Below are 21987 nucleotides of genomic sequence, written 5' to 3' on the forward strand. Positions count from 1 at the left end.
ACGCTCAGGGACGATTTATCACGTCTTTGAGCGCTTCTTGGTTATAGGAGCAATTATTTATGAATGAAAAGATTTTAAAAACCCTTGAATACGACAAGATTCAGCAAGCATTGTTGGGTCAGGTCGTGACAGCAAATGGCCGCCGGCTGGTGCAGGCCATGCAGCCGCTGACCGATCCAGTCGCCGTACAACAGGCACTAGATGAAACCGCAGACGGCGCATCGGCGTTGCGATTAAAAGGCGGTATTCCGGTGCCGCAACTCGAGAATATTGATCCGGCGCTTAAACGAGTCGACATTGGGGCCGTTTTGAATGGTCAAGAACTAGCCAGCATCAGCCGTGTCTTGCAAACGGTGAGTGCCATTGATAAATTTTTGACTGATTTACAGGATCAGATTGATTTTCGCCAGCTTTACACACTTCAAGAATCGTTAACCGTGTTACCGCAATTATCACGGCGCTTGAAGACAGCCGTTGATCCTGATGGGACATTGACCGATGAGGCTAGTCCTCAGCTGCATGGTGTTCGTGAACAGATCAAAAGTATTGAAGGCGAGATCCGCGGTAAAATGACAAATTATACTCGCGGCGCCCAATCAAAGTATTTAAGTGACCCGATTGTGACGATTCGGGATGATCGGTACGTGATTCCGGTTAAGGCTGAGTATCGCGCCAAATTTGGCGGTGTTGTCCATGATCAAAGTGCGACCGGCCAAACCTTGTTTATTGAACCGCAAGCAATTGTCGCCTTGAATAATCGACTGCGTGAGGCACAACTGGCCGAGGTAGCTGAGATTAACCGCATCTTAGCCGAATTGTCTAATGAATTAGCGCCTTATACCGGTCAAATCAAGGCGAATGCGGCGGTTCTTGGGCATTTTGACTTCATCAATGCGAAGGCGAGATTAGCCAAGGCGGAAAAAGCGACAGAGCCGTTAGTGTCGGCTGATAATGACGTATTGTTGCGTGATGCTCGGCACCCCTTGATCGATCCGCATAAGGTGGTTGGCAACGATATTCCGTTGGGCGACAAGTACCAAGCTATGGTTATCACCGGCCCGAATACCGGTGGGAAAACAATCACCCTCAAAACATTAGGACTGTTGCAGTTGATGGGGCAGTCCGGATTGTTTATTCCAGCTGATGATGAAAGTCGTATCGGCATTTTCGATGAAGTCTTTGCAGATATTGGCGATGAACAATCCATTGAGCAAAATTTGTCGACTTTTTCTGCACATATGGACAATATTGTTCATATTCTCAAACAATTGTCACAGAATAGTTTAGTGCTGTTTGATGAACTTGGCGCCGGCACTGATCCGCAAGAAGGTGCGGCGCTGGCAATCGCGATCTTGGACGCAGTGGGTGAAGTTGGCGCGTATGTAGTTGCCACGACCCATTATCCGGAATTGAAGTTATATGGGTACAATACAGCAAAGACGATTAACGCATCGATGGAATTTGACAGCAAAACGCTGCAGCCGACTTATCGCCTTTTGGTCGGGGTACCTGGGCGCTCAAATGCGTTTGATATTTCTGCACGTTTGGGGCTGCCGAGCGTCATCGTTGAGCGTGCTAAGTCAATGATCAGCTCGGACAGCCATGAGCTGAATAATATGATCAGCGACTTGGAAAAACAGCGAAAGGCAGCGGAAACCGCTTATGAAGCCGCTCGTCGTCAACTTGCCGATGCACAGTCTGTCCATGACGAGCTAGCGGCAGCCTACAAGAAGTTCACAACGGAACGCGATGCCCAGTTGCAGCAGGCTAAGGACAAGGCCAACACGTTGGTTGACAAGACCCAAACGAAGGCCGATAAAATCATCAAGCAACTGCGCCAAATGCAATTGACGAATCCGGGAACCGTGAAAGAGAATCAATTGATTGCTGCCAAAACGGCGCTTAAACAATTGCATCAAGACGAGCCGCTTCAGAAAAATCGCATCTTGCGCCGGGAACGTGAGAAACAGGCATTGCATGTTGGGGATGAGGTTAAAGTGGCAAGTTACGATCAAACTGGTACCTTGCTGGAGCAATTCGATAAGAAGCATTGGCAGGTTCAACTAGGCATTTTAAAAATGAAGGTACCAACTGATGAGCTGGAAAAAATCAAGCCAAGTAAGCAATCAGCGGCGCAACGGCCGGTTGTCAAAGTAAGTGGCGGCGGGATGAGCGGCCCATCGACCACGCTGGATTTGCGCGGCGAGCGGTATGATCAGGCGATGGCGGATTTGGATCAATACATTGATGCCGCCTTATTGGCCGGTTATCCATCTGTGACGATTATTCACGGACTGGGCACTGGCGCGATTCGCAACGGGGTGACCCAGTATCTTAAACGCAATCGGCAGGTTAAAACGTATGGCTTTGCACCACAAAATGCCGGTGGTTCAGGAGCTACCATCGTAAACTTTAAGTAGCAGGTAGTTTTTTACACTTCATTGTGCTATGATTTAGTTACAAAAAGTAAGAGGAGGGATCCGTTCATGGTTCAAGCAGTAACAGATTCAAACTACAAGACGGAGACCGACACTGGCGTCACCCTAACAGATTTTTGGGCGACTTGGTGCGGCCCTTGCCGGATGCAGAGTCCGGTCATCGACAAATTGGCAGAAAGTCGCGATGACGTTAAATTCGTGAAAATGGACGTCGACGCCAATCCAGAGACACCAAAGTCTTTTGGCATTATGGCCATTCCAACCTTGGTCATCAAAAAAGATGGCGAGGTTGTTGAGAAGCTTGTTGGCTATCAAACCAAGGATCAGTTGGAGTCAACCTTGAACAAATATACGGCTTAATGAATAAGTGAACAGACACGCATCGACGCTACTGGTCGATGCGTGTTTTTTTGCACTAAAACATGTTGAATGGGATGTCGCTTAAGATGAAGCTGACAGGCGTTAATTTCAAAACTTAAAATATTGAAGATTTTCTTGATGCTGATGAATTGGTCTAAAAATAACTAGGATATCAATAGTTATGTTAAAATTTTTCTAAGTCATTGTGTGGGTATTTGGGACGGTGGCAGCATAATTGCTTTACATACCAGTTTCAAAAAGGGATAGCTTAGGCTCCATAACGCGTTCGCCACCGCAGAAACCTACGCATAAGGACCTTGGACGCAATGGCCCAAGACCGGCCATCACGCCCAAGGCCGCTTATGCTTCGGTTTCTAACCGCGGTGGCTCACGCTTCTCATATTACGAAACTGTTAGCTCATTGTTACGCAATTCGTTGGCGCCATTTTTTCTGAAAACCTATAATGAATGTGTAAATAAAAACGTGGGGTGGCATCATGTTCGCAAAATTAAAAGCTATGTGGGAGAATCCCACTTTTCGATTTATTTTTTGGACCATTACGTATTTTCTTATCCTGTTGGTCTTGATTTATCTCTACGGCTACAGCGGGATTAATAACAGTAAATTCATTTATAACGAGTTCTAAAAGCGTGAACTGGCGCGACTAGAAACCGGAGCGCCAGTGAACGCGTCTAAAGAGGAGGAGAGCCAATATGATCGATAATGTGATTACTGCGATCGATCGGGTCGCCGCGGAACATCCAACGCGCGTTGCTTACGATTATGAAGGCACACAGTACACTTACGCACAATTAAAAGAAGGTAGCGATCGCTTGGCAGGCTTTTTTGCTGAAACCTTGCCTGAGCATGAGCCGATCATTGTTTACGGCGGTCAGACTTTCGATATGGTCGAGGTTTTCTTGGGCCTTTCCAAGTCTGGGCATGCATACATTCCGATTGATACCCATAGCCCCAATGAGCGGATCACGCAGGTGCAGGATGTCGCCCATACACCGGCTATCATCGAAGTAGCGCCTTTGCCGATTGCAGTTCCGGATGTTCAGATTATTCGCGCACCAGAGTTGCATGAAGCTGAGAAGACGCATGCACCCATTAGTTCATTGCAACATGCGGTCGTTGGCGATGACAATTATTATATTATTTTCACAAGCGGCACAACCGGCAAACCTAAAGGTGTTCAGATCAGTCATGATAACTTGTTGAGTTACGTGAACTGGAACATTTCCGATTTTGGTCTCAAGGAAGGCGTTGTGGCCATGTCACAGCCACCCTATTCTTTTGACTTGAGTGTCATGGATTTGTACCCGACATTGGTTTTGGGCGGTACGCTTAAGGCATTGCCAAAGGAAGTAACGGACAATTTCAAAACGTTGTTCGCAACCTTACCTAAGCTAGGTTTGAATGAGTGGGTATCAACCCCGTCGTTTGCCGAAATTGCTTTGCTTGATCCTAATTTCAATCAAGATAATTACCCTGATTTGACACATTTCCTGTTCTGTGGTGAAGAATTGGTCAATAAAACGGCGCAGGAGTTGATCACCCGTTTTCCAAAGGCAACCGTGTATAACACATATGGCCCAACCGAAACGACTGTGGCGGTCACAGGAATGGCAATTACGCAGGACATTGTGGATCAATATCCGCGTTTGCCAATTGGTTTTGCTAAACCGGATACGGAAATTTTCGTTGTCGATGAGCAAGGCAATCAAGTGTCAGCGGGTACCGAAGGCGAATTGATGATTGTTGGACCAAGTGTTTCAAAGGGGTATCTTAACAATCCTGAGAAAACGGCCAAAGCTTTCTTCAATGTTGGCAGTCAACGCGGCTATCGGTCAGGCGATTTAGCCACGATGACTGAGGATGGCATGATTTTCTATCGTGGCCGAACTGACTTTCAGGTTAAGCTGCATGGCTATCGAATCGAGCTTGAAGATGTTGATCATAACTTGAATCAGGTTTCCTACATCAAACAAGCTTCAACGGTACCGCGCTACAACAAGGATCATAAGGTTGCTCAACTGATTGCTTTTGCAGTGGCGAAGCCCAATGACTTCGAAAGCGATATGAAGCTCACTCAGGCAGTAAAAGCTGAGCTAGGCAAAATGGTGATGGAATATATGATCCCGCAGCGCATTATCTATCGTGACAAATTACCGCTGACAGCCAACGGCAAAGTCGATCGGAAAGCGCTGATTGCAGAGGTAAATCATTAATGCTGAACTTACAACCATATGAGAATCCGCAATACTTTGTTTATCTCATCATTGCTTTACTGCCAGTTATCATTGGCATGTTCAAGGGTTTCCGGATGCACTGGTACGAGAGTCTTTTCTCAATCGTTTTTCTGGTGATGATCTTTGATGCCGATAAGTGGCCGCAAGGTAAAGCACTGTTGGGATATGTTGTTTTCAATCTGCTCTTGGTCTATGCCTACTTCAAGTATCGTACGCGAGAAGGATCAAAAAACTCAACGGCAGTCTTTTATCTCAGCGTCATTTTGGGCATTGCCCAATTAGTCGTTGTCAAATTTACACCGTTGTTCCAACATCATGGTTCCATTCTTGGATTTTTGGGCATCAGTTATCTGACATTTCGGGTTGTCGGTACCATCATGGAAATTCGGGATGGGTCAATCAAAGATTTGAACATGTGGAAATTCATTCAGTTTCTACTGTTCTTCCCAACAATTTCCAGTGGTCCAATTGACCGGTATCGCCGGTTTATCAAAGACTATGATCGTGTCCCTGATCCAGAGCATTATGCCCAGTTAGTTACTAAGGCAATGCATTATTTGATGCTTGGATTTTTGTACAAGTTCATTCTTGGGTACATTTTTGGAACTTTATGGCTCCCATCGGTTGAACATATGGCCATGGTCAGTCGTACCGGCGCATTTCTAGGCTTAAGCTGGCCGGTCGTAGGTGTGATGTATGCTTACTCTTTCTATCTGTTCTTTGACTTTGCTGGTTATAGTTTATTCGCCGTTGCGATCTCGTATTTGATGGGGATCGAAACGCCAATGAACTTCAATAAACCGTGGATGTCATACAACATTAAGGATTTTTGGAATCGTTGGCATATGAGCCTAAGTTTCTGGTTCCGGGATTATATCTACATGCGTTTTGTCTTCTTTATGATGAAGCATAAGTTGATTAAATCACGGATCTGGACAGCCTTTGTCGGCTATCTGGTGTTGTTCCTGATTATGGGTATCTGGCATGGGGAAACTTGGTATTACATCACGTATGGACTATTCCATGCGATGTTGATCAACTTGACAGACGCTTGGCTGCGGTTCAAGAAGAAGCACAAAGACTTCTTCCCGCACAACAAAGCAACGCATTACTTTGCGATCTTCATGACCGCTAATGCTGTCTGCTTCTCATTCCTGATTTTCTCAGGATTCCTAGACACACTCTGGTTCCATTAAGGTAACGTTGGTACAGGCTTGTCGCTGTGACGACAAGTCGCGGATTAAAAAGAAAGAGGTACTTAATAATGGCTGACGAAGCAATTAAAAATGGTGTTTTAGATATTTTGGCAGATTTAACCGGTTCTGATGATGTGAAGACAAATTTGGATCTGAATCTGTTTGAAACCGGCTTGTTAGATTCAATGGGGACGGTACAACTGTTGTTGGCACTGCAAAGCCAGTTCGGCGTAGAAGCACCTGTTTCTGAATTTGATCGTAGTCAATGGGATACCCCTAACAAAATCATCGCAAAGGTCGAACAAGCACAATGAAAAAACCGATCGGGAAGATCCTTTGGCGCGGACTTGGCCCGCTGCTGATCGCTGTGATCCTGGTCGCTGCGTTGATGCTCGTGCCATTTAAGTTTGGCCGCAGCAGCCAAGCAACGATTAGACAAGCGGCCAGCTCTATGTCGGCCAACGTGCTTAAAGGCGAGAATATCAAAAATGAAGCCATGGCCGAAAACTATGTTCCGTTTATCGGGTCATCCGAGCTGTCGCGGATGGATGCATTTCATCCTTCTGTCCTGGCACAAAAGTATCATCGCAACTATCGGCCATTCTTGATGGGGATGGCTGGCACGCAGGATCTCACGCACTTCTTGTCGATCAATGCGTTACAACATGTGAATGGGAAAAAGGCAGTCATGGTGTTGTCACCGCAATGGTTCGTTCCTGGCGGGGTTCGCAAGGCGCAGTTTGATTACTTCTTTTCGCCTGCACAAATGACAACCTTCTTGTTATCAGCGAATCCTAACTCAGAGGCTGATCGTTATGCTGCTAGTCGATTGTTACAATTTCCATCCGCTGACTCTGATCGCATCGCCAATGATGCTTTGAAGAATATTGCGGCAGGGCAGAAGTTATCTGACAGTCAGTACTGGTATTTGAAACAAATCAAGGAACCCATGTCTGACCATCAGGATATTTTATTCTCTCAGCTGTTCTTGGATAATAATCAACCTAAGTTAACCAAAGCAGCCAAGACGCTACCAGGTACTTACGATGCTGATGTATTGGATGGTCTGGCAACACAGGATGGGATGAACGAAACGACGAACAACGCGTTTGAGTTGAAAAATGATTTCTACACCAAACGGGTTAAGCGTAATTTGCCTAAATTAAAAGGCTCTCAGGCAACATGGAGCTATGTGAAATCACCTGAGTATTCAGATCTACAGTTGGTATTGAACACGTATGCAAAAAAGCACATGGAGGTACTGTTCGTCATTCCGCCGATCAATGCCAAGTGGGCCGCTTATACTGGTCTGGATCTCGGGATGATTCAAAACACGGTTACCAAGTTAAAGTATCAACTGAAGTCCCAAGGTTTTAATCACGTTCTTGATTTGAGTCAAGATGGTGCTCAGCCATACTTCATGGAAGACACGATTCACATTGGCTGGCGTGGCTGGCTGAAGATGGATCAAACTGTCCGGCCATTTCTCAAAACCACCAAGGCTGCACCCGTGCACTACAAGCTGAATGATGACTTTTACACAACGCGGTGGCAGCAGCGTAGTGCTAATGGCTTGAACTAAAACTTGTCGAGATTCAAAAAGCATCATACTCAAAAAGGAGTCTAAACGTAAGCAACTGCTTGCGTTTAGACTCCTTTTGATTGAGCAGTAAGCATGCAAACCCAAAAATAGGACAGTCAATTATGATACGAGTCTTTTAGCCTATTTTTTGGTTGGTTGGTGATCAGTTTCCAAGTCAATCAGATGTTCAGCTCGCGGTTGGGTATCTTGATTATCCATCACAACGGTCAGAACAACGTTTTGCTCGCGACGTTGAATCGCACTACCGCCTTCGACTGCAAAACCTAAAACTTGTTGCAGTGTTTGCGCCAAGAACCCTGCTTCTAATTGAAAATCAGGATCTTCATATGTACGAATTCGCGTTGACACAACGTCACCAGCGAGTAAATATTGCCGTTCCTGCCGCTTTTGTTTGAGCGGGGTGAGCGCGCCAAAGCCAACCTGCGTGAACAGTTGCGGAATGGCTGTCTCATCGACAGGCAACTTAGCAGCCAAATCGCGCCCAGCCCAATAAAGGATGTTGTGCTGTTCCTCGCCAAGCATATTCGGCAGCATGAGATCACGCATCGCTGTCAACGCAAAGAACGAAACCGAGCCTGGAAGGTTCAGCAGGGTGGTATAGTCAGATTTTGCCATGTTGTGCCTCCTGTTTCTATTCGTCTAGTATAGCGGAAAATTCAAAGCAAAACATGATTTTCTCAACGCTTGCAATTTTTAACAAGAAAACTCACAATAAAGTTTCAGAGAGCGTGAGCAGGCGCGGTTAGAAACCGGAGCATAAGCGGCCATTTAGCTTCAAGGTCCTTATGTGCAGGTTCCTGCGCCTGCGAACGCGTTTTAGCGGATCCCCGAGGGCCATTTTGCGACCAAGGTCCTTACACGCAAACTCTCGGACCTAGAAATGCGGCTAAAAACGATCTGTCTCACACCTCTACAGCTTCACCCAAAGCCCGTGAGGCAGAACATTTTAAAGAGAATCCTATGCAGACATTTTGGCAACATGAACTACTTTGCTTGCCATCCCTGCAAACCTGTTTCAAAAGGAGAATATTTCATGAACAAGCAACCAATCGGCTTTATTGATTCTGGTGTCGGCGGGCTGACAGTCGTTAAAGAGGCGTTGCATCAGCTGCCAGCTGAAAGCAGTGTTTATCTGGGCGATCAGGCTCGTTTGCCATATGGCCCGCGACCTGCCGAACAAGTACAGGCGTTTACTTGGCAGATGGTCAATTTCTTGCTTAAAAAGCATATTAAAATGCTCGTCATTGCCTGCAATACTGCCACCGCAGCGGCATTACCCTTAATTAAGGCTAACTTAGACATACCAGTCATCGGTGTGATCAAACCCGGCAGTCGGGCGGCACTGAAGGCGACGCAAACTGGTCACATCGGGATTATCGCCACAGAAGGCACCGTTAAAAGCGGTGCTTATGTGAAGGCTTTACGCGCAAAGGCGCCGAAGATTCGACTAACTAGTCTGGCGGCCCCTAAATTTGTCTCATTGGTGGAAAGTAACGAAGCCCACTCACCCATTGCTAAACGGGTGGTGGCTGACACCTTGCAACCATTGCTGCATGAAGACATTGACACGTTAATTTTAGGTTGTACACATTACCCGATTCTGCGCCCGTTGATTCAAAATGTGATGGGTGATCAAGTGACCTTAATTGATTCCGGCGCCGAGACTGTGAATGATGTTTCCATGCTACTTGATTATTTTGATCTAGCAAACAACAGCGGCGACACCCCAACTCACGAATATTACACAACCGGGGCACCATCAATGTTTGACGAACTTGGCGAAGCTTGGCTTGAACTGACGGCGCCGATGCACGCCAAACATGTCAACATTGAGGCTGAGGCAGACCACGCTATGGATACAGTGCCTGAAGCAAAGGGTAAAACGATTGTCGTTGCCAGCAAAAATCAAGGAAAGATTAAAGAATTTAAAACAATGTTTGAACCTGCTGGCATCACGGTGAAGAGTCTAGCCGACTTTCCAAGCGTGCCAACAGTTGACGAAACTGGCACAACATTTGAGGAGAACGCCCGACAAAAAGCCGATCAGTATGCCAAAGATTTGCAGTTGCCGGTGATTGCAGATGATTCTGGGTTGATGGTCGATGCTTTAGACGGGCAACCTGGTATTCGCTCAGCCCGTTATGCAGGCGATGGTCACAACGATGCAGCTAACAATGCCAAACTATTGGCAGCCTTGGCAGATGTCCCGGAAGATGATCGAACAGCGACTTTTCATACTACCTTGGTGCTTGCTAAACCGGATCATCCGGAAGCAGACTTGGTGGTACATGGTGATGTGAGCGGACTAATCACTGCGATCCCACGTGGCACAGATGGTTTTGGCTATGATCCATTCTTTTTTGTTCCAGCGTTAGGGAAGACAATGGCGGAAATGACCGCTGAAGAAAAAAATCAAATTAGTCATCGCGGGAACGCAATGAGGGCACTTGAAGATGTTTGGCAAACATGGTTGGAGGCAAACGGATGAAAATTTTAGCAGTTAGCGATACCCACGGTGATCGAGAGATTCTCACAGCTTTGTTGAAACAACAGCCGCATCTTGATGGCTATTTCTATGCCGGTGACTCAGAATTAGCCGCTGATGATGGCCTTTTTCAGCAGTACGAGGCAGTTGAAGGCAACATGGACTATGATCCTAATTTTCCCATGCAAATCACGACCACCATTCAAGGTGTGACAGTCTTCATGGCCCATGGACATCGTTTTGGGGTTAATTTTGGCCTAGATAAACTCATCGCTGCGGGCGAAGGGGTTCATGCTGATCTGATCATTTTCGGGCATACCCATCAGTTGGGTGTGGAGGAACATGCGGGGATTGTGATTCTTAATCCCGGTTCTATCAGCCAGCCGCGTGGCCAGTTTGCCAACCTTGGCGGAACTTATGCCACTGTTGAATTTACTGCGGATAACGTTCATGTTGATTTTTTGAAGCGTGATGGGGCAATCGTGCCAGAATTAAGTCGTGATTTTTCAAGGAAGCACGATTAAAAAAAGATCTCACTAGCAGGACGCTGTCAATTGACAGTGATCTGCAGGTGAGATCTTTTTGGCTAGCCTTTGATGAATAGAACTTTGTAGGTAAAGACGGCTAGGATGGCTGCTAAAATCGGAGCAACAACCGGTACCCATGAGTATCCCCAGTCGGAGCTACCTTTATGTTTAAGCGGCAGCAGTGCATGGAGAATGCGGGGACCGAGGTCACGGGCCGGGTTCAAGGCTGGCCCAGTTGGTCCACCTAGCGAGGCAACCAAGGTCGCGACCAGAAAACCCAGTCCCATGTGGGCAGTACCCAGATTATTTTGGAAAAAAGGAGCCTTGGTAATTCCGAGGGCACCGATAAAAAGAATATAGGACCCGATGAACTCGTTGACGAAACCGTTAAGCTTGCTCTTGGTGGCGCTGATCGTGCTGAAGGTGCCTAAAACATGCTGTGTATTGGTTGTGAGATCATAATGCGGTTTGTAGGCCGCAACCACCAATAACTGACCGAACATGGCACCAGCCATCTGTACCGCAATATATGGCAAGACTTCTGACCATGGGAACATGCCAGATGCAGCGAGTCCAAGGGTAAAGGCGGGATTGATGTGATTGCCTGAAATCGCGCCAAACATCATCGCAGGAATCATCACCCCAGCACCGTAGCCCACGGCAATGAGCAACCAGTCAGAGCCGTTACCTTTTGTCCCTTTTAAATCAACGTTGGCTACAGAGCCATTTCCCAGTAGCACCATAATCGCGGTGCCAATAAATTCGGCGGCTAAACGCACGCCTAGATCGTATGTCATTTGTTTCCTCCAAGTAGTTAAAATAATACCCAAAAGCTTATGAAAGTATAAATATAGCTGAAAATAGTGTACCAACTTTTTGGGGAACCGTCCATTTAAACGACTAGTAAGCGTGGGCAGGTTTCTGTGCCTGCGAATGCGCTGCTTTGCGCATTATCGGACGAATTCGCTCGAAAGATGGTTGAATCAATTAACCAATTGTCCGTCTTTTGACGGATGGCAGCGAGTAACGTAAGCGTTAAGATGAAATAAAGAAGTTGCCTGAAGCTGAATTTTTAGGCGTACTCAGGTAAAATAGGACTGTCAATAAAGGAGTTGCTCATATGTTAAATCCAGTCATTGCCAATATGCTGATCGAAAATCGGCATCACTTCATGATTTCAGCCGACATGGTTGCAACTGTGTCTGAAAACAATCCTTTGAGTCATGCCTTTTTGGTATTGACCAAGGTGCGGTATGCGAAAATTCCCGTCCTCGATCATGATTCAAAATTCAAAGGGCTCATCTCACTGCCAATGATTACCGAGACCATGCTTGGCCTTGATCACATGAGTTTTAATTCACTAGATACAATGACAGTCAAAGATGTGATGCAGACAGAGGTCGCGACCATTGATGATCCCTACGACTTGGAAAATGTCCTACATTTGCTCGTCGATAACCCATTCATTCCGGTTGTCCAAGATGGTTACTTTACTGGCATCGTCACCCGTCGTGAAGTTATGAAGGGGATCAATAATATTGGTCACAACATAGATAAGAATTTTCAATTAGAACCCTTAACAGTTACGGTACCTAAAGAATCTTAACTTAGAAAAAACGTCGCATTGCTAAAAGCAGGGCGACGCTTTTTTATATCAGCGAGCACATTCAGTGACAGTCGTGATGCCAAACTTATTTTTTCTCGTCAGCATCTGGTTTGTCTAAGAAAATGGTGGCGAGCACGCCGATGACGAGGCTAATGACAACCATGGCGATGGCGCCGAAGTGATCGGTGGCTGGCCAATAAGGGGCGATACCAGCTTCGATAAGAATTACGACTGCTGCCAAGACAATGCCGCAAACTGCGTAGTAGACTTGTGCTTCAAAATGGGCCAATAAGTAGGCCATCAATTTAGCTACTGCTATCAGACCTGCTGCAGCCCCAATCATGAACGGGAGCAACAAGGCAACTGATCCCATCGCCGTATGAAACGCGGGCCAGTTGCCGGATGCAGCAGCACGAGCAGCATCACCCAACTGACCCACAGCATTGTAAACCGTACCGTATTGATCAATCACCATCAACATGACTGAACCAGAAATACCGGGAATTGCCATCAGTGAAACTGCAAAAACACCGGCAAAAGCCATGACGCCAGCATTGCTGAAACTTGTCAAACGTTTAATGGCAATCAGATTCTCAGGGTCAGTACCACCAAGCTTAGCCAGCCCGTATATGGCAACGAAGCCAAAGACCACTAGTAGTAAGTACCACCATGAAAACTTTTTGGTTGTCAGTTTACGGTAAATGAACGGACCGATACCCAGCACTAAACCAATAAAGAAGCCATAGCTTGGCAGCGGCCAGCGGGTGGTGACGACCAGAACCGCCTTAGTGGAAAGCAGGATACCGATCACAGCACCCAACCCGATCGGTGTCAAAAACCGCATATTTTTTTTTGGATCATCGCGAAAATGGTTGACCGCATTTAACAATCGGTCATAGAGGCCAACGACCACAGCAAAAATACTGCCAGAAAGTCCTGGAATGACAAGTGCGATGCCAATAATGGCACCTTTAACGAAATTTAGCATAACATCTCCTTTTGAATTGGGTTAAGCCGCTTGATGATAACGTGACAATGGCACGGTGGTTCATGAACCACTTTGCAAGTTTAACGGCGGTGTGACAACTTTTATGCCTGCAGAATTCAAGGCAGCAACGTAGGCGCCTAAGAAAGTGCGTTGCAGGCTCACTTGTTCGCCATTTTCGGCGTAAAAAAGAACCTGATAGGTGAAAGCACCATTCTTTTCTTCAGTTAGCCCAAGAATGTCAGGCTCCTCGGTAATGGTTGTAAATTTCGGTACCAAATCTTGATTCACACGTTCAATGGTTTTCCGAACTAGATCGAGATCAGCACTTGGGGCAAGCGGCAATTTAATCAGCACCTGCATATTGCTTCGCGAAAGGTTGCTGACGATGGTGATGTTGCGATTGGGAATGAAATTGACAGTCCCATCGGAACTCTTCACCACCGTCGTCCGCAAACCGACATTGGTCACGGTACCGGAGATGGTGCCGAGTTTGACGACATCCCCGACATCAAATTGTGCTTCTAAAAGGATGAAGAAGCCGGTCACGACGTCGTTTACAAATCCCTGTGCCCCAAAACCAACTGCCAAACCCACAACCCCAGCACCGGCTAACAGTGTCCCCACTGGTACGCCGAGAATCGATAAGATGGCGTAAAGGTAGAAGAAGAGTACCAGATAGAAAAAAACATTCACCGATAACGCATGAATTGTTTTGACCCGGGTGCCTGTCAGATGTGCCCGTCGTTGATAGCTTTTAAAGGTGCGATTGAGCGCAAAGCGGCCGAGCCGGTACAAAATTAAAAATAAGACGGTGAAAAACAGCAACGACAGCACTTTGTCGATAAAAGTGCCTACGATTTTATCCCAATCGATGGTTGTAAAATATTTCAGCCAAACGTTGGTTTGCTCGTTGACGGTTGTTGCTGTGACGATCATGTGTATCACGTGACTGCCTCCTTTACATTGGCACTATTTTACCAGAATCGGTGGGTGTGTGCTGGGAGATTTGGTTTGAGTGGGCGGTAAGGTTTTCCAAAACGCGCAAACCGGCGCAGAAACTTCCACGTAAGAACCTTGGACGCAATGACCCCAAACCGGTCATCACGCCCAAGGCCACTTACACTCCGGTTTCTGAACGGGGCTGCTCGCCAAAACGCGCAAACCGGCGCAGAAACTTCCACGTAAGAACCTTGGACGCAATGACCCCAAACCGGTCATCACGCCCAAGGCCACTTACGTTCCAGTTTCTAAGCGCGCCGGTTTGCGCTCTTAATTTTTTTGCACCGTTCTTGTCACGATGTTATGATTGTTTTAATCAACTGGTTTGAAATAGGAGGGTGTTGGATGTCAGGTGGAGAGATTGCTTGGATTATCGCGGCTATTGCGTTTCTGATTATTGCACTTGCAATTGCGATTATTGCGGTTCGTGTTTCTGGTGTGACGAAAGAAGTTAAGGGCACGGTTGCCGAGACGAATAAGACGTTGAACACGATCAACGGAGAGCTTGGCATTTTGACGAAGGAAGTTGAAGGTCTTTTGGCTAAGAGCAACACCCTGCTTGAGGACGTGAACGGTAAGGTGGCGGCAATTGACCCCGTCTTTACTGCGATCGGCGAACTTGGTGAGAGTGTCTCCGATTTGAATCAATCAACGCGCAATTTAACTGAGCGTGTTGCGCATGGTGCCAAGAACGGAGCCAAGGCGACCGTTGCGGCTCGTATGAGTGCCAAGGCGTTTTCAATGTTGACGAAGAAAAAACATAACGATCAATAGCAGGGGGAAGAATCATGGCTAAAAAAGGACATTTTTTGCTTGGATTTGTATTCGGTGCCGCTAGTGCCTTAGCCACCACTTATTTATTAACACCACAAACAAGCGATGAATTGAAGCGGCGTGTGAAGCATGCTTCTGAAGACTTGGCAGATCGGGCAGTTGATTATTTCGATTATGCCAAAGAAGCTAGCGCTGACTGGAAACAAAGTGCCACAGATTTTGTTGATGAATTGAAGCGTAAAGGCGACGATGCTGATGGTTCTAAAGCATTGGCAAACTATGATGCTGCCACCGAGCAATTGCGTGATCAACTGAATACGGCAACAGATGTGGACTCATCAGCAGACTTTGATGACATTGTTCTTGACGGTAAAAGTGCTTTTGCGCAAGCTAAAGATGATGACGAGGGCAGTGACACTCGCACCGATGAAGTGCCAGAACCAGTAGAACCAGAAGCAGTTGCACCAGCGTCAACTGATACCGCACCGGCTAGCAGTGTCGCACCTGATGAACCGCAAGCATCTGCGACAAATGATAAGTAACAGACATGCATCACTTAGTCACAATTGATGAAAAAAAGGCGACAAACGGATTGTTCCTATGATTGGAGCAAGACGTTTGTCGCTTTTCGCATCAGTTATTGTCAATTTGCCATAATCGGTGGTACTTCATAGATCAGGCAGGTTGGGGCCTTTTGCAGCAACCAAACGACGACTTGGTTGCCAAGGTCGCAGCACCGTCTATAGATCTTTTTTAAAGGAGAGAATATGCTGAATAGTGAACGTCAAGCGCAGATCAAGGCTGCTTTAAGTACAGCCGCTGAGCCGCTTAGTGCCTCAAGTTTTGCCCGGCAGTTTGCCGTGAGCCGCCAGACAATTGTTGGCGACATTGCGTTGTTGCGCGCACAAGGTGAGCCGATTATTGCAACGCCACGAGGGTATATGTTTTCTCGACCGGCCGCCCATGAGTTTTTGTTGCCTTGCAAACATACGCCGGCACAAACTGCCGAAGAGTTACAGTTGATTCTTGAAAATGGCGGATGGATCGAGGATGTTTTGGTTGAGCATCCGCTTTATGGACAATTGCGCGGCCAGTTAAACATCCGGACAGTGGCTGACATGAAACTGTTTATGAGTCGGTTGTCGCGCTATCATGGCCGACTGTTGTCAGAATTGACCGGTGGCATTCATTTGCATACGATTAGCGTTAAAAATGAGCGCGATATGCCCAAAATCAAAGCAGCTTTGCGGCAGGCGGGGATGCTATATGAACAAGTGGAGCAGAGGTAGTCTGATGCCGCTAAAAAAGCCGTCCGGAATCTTTCCGGGCAGCTTTTTTTGTGGCATATGAATACGACTATAGTGCAGTTTTTTAGACCTGTCCTAGCCGTTAATGACCGTGAATTCCTTTGAGGTGTGGGTAAATGGTTCGCAGCCGGTTTCGGTGACGTGGACACAGTCCTCAATCCGAACGCCAGCAACACCAGGTACATAGATGCCCGGTTCGATTGAGAAACACATTCCTGGCTGCAACAGCATATCGTTTCCTTCCATGATTGATGGAAATTCATGTGTCGACATGCCAATCCCATGACCAAGCCGATGGTTAAAGTAATCGCCATAACCAGCCTTAGTAATGATGTCGCGGGCAATCTTATCGAGCTCGGATGCTTTCAAACCAGGCTTGACAGCCGCCATTGCGGTTAAATTGGCCTCTAAACAGACATCGAAAATTTCCCGCGGCTTGCCGGTGACCTGACCAAATGCAACAGTACGGGTGGCATCTGACATATAGCCATGGTTGTCAGTCCCAAGGTCGAACAAAACCAACTCGTTTGGTTGAAGCTTGGTGCCCATTGGTTCACCATGCGGATTGGCAGCGTCGACGCCGGCCTGCACAATGGTACCAAAGCTCATGTGCATGACGCCTTCCTTCATCATGGCATAATCGATTTCAGCTGCCACTTCTTGTTCTGTCGCGCCAGCTTTGATCGCGTTAAAGCCGGCCTGAAAGGCGCGATCTGCCTGAGCACCAGCTGCTTCCATCTGTTTGATTTCTGACGGTGTCTTAATGAGTCGCTGGTTCTCAATGAACCGGGATGCGTCAACTGGGAAGGTAGCATCCGGAAATTGTTTCATGAGAGCTTCAAATTTGAAGACAGCTAGATTATCTTTTTCAATTGCCCATTTTGTCGGGTTCGCTGTCACCGCTTTGATGTGATTAGCCATGATGGCAAATGGATCTTCGTGATCAAGATAACCGAAGACTTGGTACGGCCAGCCAGCTTTTTTGACCTCTTCAATCGTCAGCTGAGGGGTGAATAGGAAAGGATCGTTGTCAGGGGTGACAATCAACGCTGTGATGCGTTCCTCAGGATCTTGAAAAAAGCCTGTGTAGTAGTTGATATTGATTGGGTCGCTAATATAGGCCAGGTCCAACCCTTCTTTTGCAACCCAAGCTTGCAAAGCAGCTAAATGTTCATTCATATTTTTTCCTCCTCAACGTGTTCACTGGCGCAGTACCATGCAGACGCGGTGCACTTTTTAACCGGATTAGCTCGCGATCTGGCTTAAAAGTCGTGCGCCAATCAAGCATCGTGGTAAAATAGCACAACTTAAAACTTTAACTTTTAGTATATCACGTGACTAGCTTGATGGGCTTTCTGAAAAAGGCGGTTGTGAAAATTTCATGTAAAATTCAGTAAAACGCTTGCATTGCTATTTCTATTCTGTTACTTTGGAATGTAAATAGAACTTCGTGATTTCATCTTTTCACGACTAAGGAGAAAATCAATTGGAAAAGCAAACAATTACAATTTATGATGTCGCACGCGAGGCTAATGTCTCAATGGCGACAGTGTCTCGAGTCGTTAATGGTAACCCAAATGTGAAACCAGCTACTCGCAAGAAGGTTTTGGAAGTGATCGAACGGCTTGATTATCGGCCGAATGCAGTTGCTCGTGGTCTGGCAAGCAAGAAGACGACAACTGTCGGGGTAATTATCCCAGATGTCACGAACATGTTCTTCTCAAGCTTGGCACGTGGGATTGATGATGTTGCCACGATGTACAAGTACAATATCATCTTGGCGAACTCTGATGAAAACAATCAAAAAGAAGTCACGGTGTTAAACACATTGTTGGCTAAACAAGTGGATGGTTTGATTTTCATGGGCCATGAATTGACTGACTCAATTCGTGCTGAATTCTCACGCAGTAAGACCCCTGTTGTGCTTGCTGGCTCAATCGATCCTGACGAACAGGTTGGCAGTGTCAACATCGATTACGTGGCTGCTGTCGAAGAAGCCACGCGTCAGTTATTGGAAAGTGGCAACAAGCGGGTTGCTCTGGCGACCGGTTCATTGACGCATCCGATCAATGGGCAGTTCCGGCTCAAGGGTTACAAACAGGCTCTGGAAAAGGCCGGTGTTGCTTATGACGAAAGCCTGATTTTTGAAAATGAGCCAAGCTACCAAGCTGGTTTGGCCTTGTTTGATAAGTTGCAGAAAGTTGGGGCAACGGCGGTTATTGCAGGTGATGACGAGTTAGCAGTTGGCCTTTTGGATGACGCAATTGATAAGGGCGTTAAGGTGCCGGACGACTTTGAAATTATCACCAGCAATAACACCAAACTGACGGAAATGACTCGGCCACAACTTACTTCGATTGATCAGCCATTGTATGATATTGGTGCGGTTGCTATGCGCTTGCTGACCAAGATGATGAATAAAGAAGAGATCGAGGAAAAGACCGTTATGCTTGGCTTCGATATTTTGAAGCGTGGCTCAACGAAATAATGCCAGCTTTTGTGAGCTGTTTAGCTGACATGTAAAGTCGTTAGGACAAAGAAAAAGGCCTCCAAGCAAATTACTTGGAGGCCTTTTTTCTTGCGTTGAAACGAAAACTCGTGATCGTGTTGTTACTGACCGCCGCCAGTCGTTGTTGCAGGTGGGGTCTGTTGTTGATTGGTATTATTAGTGCCACCAGTATTCGTACCGCCACCAGTCGTTGTACCTGTGCCGGTTGTCGTGCCAGTTTCTGTGGTCGTCCCAGTACCGCCAGTCCCACCAGTGCCGGTGGCGCCATTCGTGCCGCCAGTCCCGGTGGTTTGTGGTTCGCTTGGCTGGTTTTCAGATGTCCCTTGTTGGTTTTGCTGACTTGATGGCACTGTCACGCTAGGAGCACTGCTAGGTGTCGTCTGAGTATCTTCAGTTGGCGTGATCGGGGTTTCTTGATGTTCTTTTTTGGCTTCAGTTGAATTGCCGTTGGCATCGGAAACCTGACCATAGCCATTTTGTTTGCCATCAAGATGGTCGAAGAACAACTGATAATTAGCTTTACTGCCACCGATGGCAAAATCATTTTTCGTGGTTGGCTGCCAATCATTGTAAAGGCTGGTGACGGTTGAGCCGCCAGTTCGGTAGGTGTTTCCGTCAAAAGTCAAGGTGCCAGCGGGTTGCCCAGTTTGTTTATCGACAGTCACTGATTTAACCGTATCCGGGCGTGCCAGTTTCTGATTAACCTTAAATTGTTTAGGAATCGTCTGGTAAACTGCGTTGGTTAATTTAGCCCAATAGGCTTCATTGGTCATGGAGCCAGTCTCATCTAGTGAATAAGTTGTGCCATCATTATTGTCATAGCCCATCCAACTGGCGATTGTTACCCCAGGTGTCGAGCCAATAAACCAGATGTCCCGGAAATCATTGCTCGTCCCTGTTTTCCCGATCAGGTTATCAGTGTTGAAGTGGAGTTGATAATTGAGGCTTTCCGCAGTTCCGGAATCAATCACGTTTTTCAACATTTGATTCATGATGTAGGTCGTGCCCTTAGAGAAGACTTTAGTTTTCTTAACCTTATGTTGATAGATTGGATGACCAGACGGATCGACAATCTCCGAAATCACGTAGGCTGGTACGTGCTCACCTTGGTTGGCAAAGGTTGAAAATGCGCTGGCTTGTTCTTTGACATCAACCCCGTAATCAGTCCCGCCCAAAGCGAGTCCAAGCTGACTATAGTCATTTTTGGTGAGGGTATCGATGCCCATTTTATCCATATAGTCCTTAACATTAACGGTCGGCTTGATGTGTTTATATAAGTTGACTGCTGGGATGTTGTAGGATTGGGCAAGCGCTTCGGTGGCAGGAATAAAGCGATTCTGAATCTGACCGCCGTAGTCTGTCACGCTGTAATTGTTGCCGAGATCGGTTTTAAAATCAGCCAACGCTGTTTGCGAGCCGATGATTTTTTGGTCAACGGCCGGCGCGTAAACTAGCAAAGGCTTAATCGTTGATCCTGGCGAACGCAATGTATAGATGTGATTGAGTTCACCAGAGACTCCGCCAACGAAGCCTAAAACAGCCCCGGTTTGATTGTCCAAGACGACCGAACCATTTTGGACTGGATGTTTAATGGTTTCGGTTTCGCCAGTCTTCGGATTAATTTGTGTGCTGGTATAAGTCTGACCAAATGTGCTGCGTGTTGCCTTCATCACAAATTGCATCCGGTCGTAAACATCTTTGTTAATCGTGCTTTTAATCTGATAATTTTTCGATGAAAAAAGATTAGCAGCTTGCCGCAGATAGTCGTTGTTTAAGGCGTTGTCTTTCGCCAATTCGGCGGCGGAATGGCCATCGTTTTTAGCCAACTGCTCAGCAAGTAATGATTCGGCTTCGCTTAACACCATGTTGTACACGTAGCCATATTGATTGTCGTCTTCTTCAGCATTCTCATGCTGGAGAAAAGCACCTTTGATATCAAATGCCTTGGCGTCGACATATTGTTTATGACTAATGACCCCAGCTCGATACATCCGGAATAGAACGGTCTGCTGACGATCCACACCATCTTTGAGATTGCTTTTAAGGGCGCCAGAAGCGGTATACGGGGTGTAAATAAACGGACTTTGTGGCAGGCCGGCAATAAACGCTGCTTCTGGCAGGTTGATGTCCTTCGCCGAGACGCCGAATAGGCCTTGGGCAGCTGCCTCAACCCCAGCTATGTTTTGACCTTTATTGTTACGACCAAGTGTGGCCACATTCAAATACGTGGCTAGAATTTGATCCTTGCTAAAATGATTATTTAAACGTCGGGCGAGCATAATTTCTGCCGCTTTACGTTTAAAGGTCGTTTCTGAGCTTAGAAACATCATTTTGACCACTTGTTGTGTCAATGTTGAGCCACCGGTTTGATTGCCCATGCCAGTTAAATCAGAGAAAAAAGCACGAATGACCGCTTTGGGTACAACGCCATCATGCCGATAGAAGTCTTCATCTTCAGTGGCGACAATGGCTTTTGTCAGCCAAGGCGACATTTCATTCAAATCAACCTTGGTTGAGACCAAATCGCTTTTAACATTGCTGAGTTTGACATTGTGAGCAAAATACATGCTGGAAGTGCGGCTTGTATTGGAAAGGGTGGCCTTCATGGCAGCTTCGGTCGGAATCGGGGTGGCATCGATAATTGAAACGAAATAGCCGCCGAATAAACCGAGGCCAAAGACAGTCGCAATACCGAGCACGCCGAGTAAGTAATAAACAATGGTTTTAATACTTTGTAAGGTGACGTTGCCGTAAAAGACAACGGCCTCCTTGCCAGTTAAGTTTGTTGTCTCTGCTTCGGAATCAGGACGCCGGGTCACAAACGCAGTGAACCAGTGGCGAAATCGAGTCCCGAGCGTTTTGACTCGATCAAAGAACTTCTTCAAATGCTTGTCCCACCTTAAATTATGGTCTAGTACGCCTTAGTATACCTTAAATAT

Annotated in this window: 20 protein-coding genes; 14 read left to right on the forward strand and 6 right to left on the reverse strand. The window is 46.7% G+C overall.

The features are described from left to right. The first annotated feature begins 59 nt into the window (after positions 1 to 59). From LBPC_RS03675 to dltD, 7 genes are all read left to right on the forward strand, one after another. Positions 60 to 2420: an endonuclease MutS2 gene (locus tag LBPC_RS03675; RefSeq protein ID WP_003662953.1), complete on the forward strand. Its 2361-nt coding sequence runs from the start codon at positions 60 to 62 to the stop codon at positions 2418 to 2420. A 66-nt stretch (positions 2421 to 2486) separates the two neighbouring features. Continuing rightward, on the forward strand, positions 2487 to 2798 hold the full coding sequence (gene trxA / locus LBPC_RS03680; protein ID WP_003564019.1) for a thioredoxin: 312 nt from the start codon (positions 2487 to 2489) through the stop codon (positions 2796 to 2798). A 497-nt stretch (positions 2799 to 3295) separates the two neighbouring features. Beyond that, entirely contained in the window at positions 3296 to 3445 is a 150-nt protein-coding gene (locus LBPC_RS03685) for a teichoic acid D-Ala incorporation-associated protein DltX (protein WP_003564021.1), read from the forward strand. 67 nt (positions 3446 to 3512) lie between these two features. After that, positions 3513 to 5033 (forward strand): D-alanine--poly(phosphoribitol) ligase subunit DltA, encoded by a 1521-nt coding sequence (gene dltA, locus LBPC_RS03690; protein WP_003574134.1) that lies wholly within the window; start codon positions 3513 to 3515, stop codon positions 5031 to 5033. After that, complete coding sequence (gene dltB / locus LBPC_RS03695) at positions 5033 to 6250, forward strand: D-alanyl-lipoteichoic acid biosynthesis protein DltB (protein WP_003564026.1); 1218 nt, start codon at positions 5033 to 5035, stop codon at positions 6248 to 6250. Before dltA ends, dltB begins: the two co-directional genes overlap by 1 nt. Positions 6251 to 6318: 68 nt before the next feature. Next, complete coding sequence (gene dltC / locus LBPC_RS03700; protein WP_003662954.1) at positions 6319 to 6564, forward strand: D-alanine--poly(phosphoribitol) ligase subunit 2; 246 nt, start codon at positions 6319 to 6321, stop codon at positions 6562 to 6564. Then, positions 6561 to 7832, forward strand: a complete 1272-nt coding sequence (gene dltD / locus LBPC_RS03705; protein ID WP_003593683.1) for a D-alanyl-lipoteichoic acid biosynthesis protein DltD — start codon at positions 6561 to 6563, stop codon at positions 7830 to 7832. The genes dltC and dltD overlap by 4 nt, the downstream gene beginning before the upstream one ends. Positions 7833 to 7973: 141 nt before the next feature. Here the strand turns inward: dltD and LBPC_RS03710 are convergent, their stop codons facing one another. After that, positions 7974 to 8468 (reverse strand): DUF2507 domain-containing protein, encoded by a 495-nt coding sequence (locus tag LBPC_RS03710; protein ID WP_003662955.1) that lies wholly within the window; start codon positions 8466 to 8468, stop codon positions 7974 to 7976. 418 nt (positions 8469 to 8886) lie between these two features. Between LBPC_RS03710 and racE the strand changes: the two genes are divergently transcribed. Together racE and LBPC_RS03720 are read left to right on the forward strand one after the other, a co-directional pair. Next, a complete protein-coding gene (gene racE / locus LBPC_RS03715; RefSeq protein WP_003593686.1) occupies positions 8887 to 10341 on the forward strand; it encodes a glutamate racemase in 1455 nt (484 codons plus the stop codon). Then, positions 10338 to 10862, forward strand: a complete 525-nt coding sequence (locus LBPC_RS03720) for a YfcE family phosphodiesterase (RefSeq protein WP_003574139.1) — start codon at positions 10338 to 10340, stop codon at positions 10860 to 10862. The genes racE and LBPC_RS03720 overlap by 4 nt, the downstream gene beginning before the upstream one ends. 62 nt (positions 10863 to 10924) lie before the next feature. Here the strand turns inward: LBPC_RS03720 and LBPC_RS03725 are convergent, their stop codons facing one another. After that, positions 10925 to 11662 carry an MIP/aquaporin family protein gene (locus tag LBPC_RS03725; protein ID WP_003564035.1) on the reverse strand — a complete coding sequence of 246 codons (738 nt, stop codon included), beginning with the start codon at positions 11660 to 11662 and terminating at the stop codon, positions 10925 to 10927. 323 nt (positions 11663 to 11985) lie between these two features. On the opposite strand from LBPC_RS03725, the gene cbpB reads away from it, so the two are divergent. Beyond that, positions 11986 to 12471 carry a cyclic-di-AMP-binding protein CbpB gene (gene cbpB / locus LBPC_RS03730; protein ID WP_003564036.1) on the forward strand — a complete coding sequence of 162 codons (486 nt, stop codon included), beginning with the start codon at positions 11986 to 11988 and terminating at the stop codon, positions 12469 to 12471. An 85-nt stretch (positions 12472 to 12556) separates the two neighbouring features. Here the strand turns inward: cbpB and LBPC_RS03735 are convergent, their stop codons facing one another. Both LBPC_RS03735 and LBPC_RS03740 read right to left on the reverse strand, forming a co-directional pair. Beyond that, positions 12557 to 13459 (reverse strand): DUF368 domain-containing protein, encoded by a 903-nt coding sequence (locus LBPC_RS03735; RefSeq protein WP_016383701.1) that lies wholly within the window; start codon positions 13457 to 13459, stop codon positions 12557 to 12559. Between the two features lie 60 nt (positions 13460 to 13519). Continuing rightward, entirely contained in the window at positions 13520 to 14395 is an 876-nt protein-coding gene (locus LBPC_RS03740) for a mechanosensitive ion channel family protein (RefSeq protein WP_011674287.1), read from the reverse strand. A 408-nt stretch (positions 14396 to 14803) separates the two neighbouring features. On the opposite strand from LBPC_RS03740, the gene LBPC_RS03745 reads away from it, so the two are divergent. The 3 genes from LBPC_RS03745 (at position 14804) to LBPC_RS03755 (ending at position 16521) form a co-directional block, all read left to right on the forward strand. After that, a complete protein-coding gene (locus LBPC_RS03745) occupies positions 14804 to 15232 on the forward strand; it encodes a DUF948 domain-containing protein (protein WP_003564040.1) in 429 nt (142 codons plus the stop codon). A 14-nt stretch (positions 15233 to 15246) separates the two neighbouring features. Next, positions 15247 to 15774, forward strand: coding sequence for a YtxH domain-containing protein (locus tag LBPC_RS03750; protein ID WP_003593690.1), 528 nt, complete (start codon positions 15247 to 15249; stop codon positions 15772 to 15774). 225 nt (positions 15775 to 15999) lie between these two features. Then, positions 16000 to 16521 carry a transcription repressor NadR gene (locus tag LBPC_RS03755; RefSeq protein ID WP_003564045.1) on the forward strand — a complete coding sequence of 174 codons (522 nt, stop codon included), beginning with the start codon at positions 16000 to 16002 and terminating at the stop codon, positions 16519 to 16521. Positions 16522 to 16614: 93 nt separating this feature from the next. Here the strand turns inward: LBPC_RS03755 and LBPC_RS03760 are convergent, their stop codons facing one another. Beyond that, entirely contained in the window at positions 16615 to 17718 is a 1104-nt protein-coding gene (locus tag LBPC_RS03760) for a M24 family metallopeptidase (RefSeq protein ID WP_003578090.1), read from the reverse strand. 307 nt (positions 17719 to 18025) lie between these two features. Here LBPC_RS03760 and ccpA point away from each other — a divergent pair, with 307 nt between their 5' ends. Further along, a complete protein-coding gene (gene ccpA / locus LBPC_RS03765) occupies positions 18026 to 19027 on the forward strand; it encodes a catabolite control protein A (protein ID WP_003662959.1) in 1002 nt (333 codons plus the stop codon). Between the two features lie 122 nt (positions 19028 to 19149). Here the strand turns inward: ccpA and LBPC_RS03770 are convergent, their stop codons facing one another. Continuing rightward, positions 19150 to 21933: a transglycosylase domain-containing protein gene (locus LBPC_RS03770; protein WP_003564052.1), complete on the reverse strand. Its 2784-nt coding sequence runs from the start codon at positions 21931 to 21933 to the stop codon at positions 19150 to 19152. Between the last annotated feature and the right edge of the window lie 54 nt (positions 21934 to 21987).

The sequence above is a fragment of the Lacticaseibacillus paracasei subsp. paracasei genome, from assembly GCF_000829035.1.
Classification (GTDB): Bacteria; Bacillota; Bacilli; order Lactobacillales; family Lactobacillaceae; genus Lacticaseibacillus; species Lacticaseibacillus paracasei.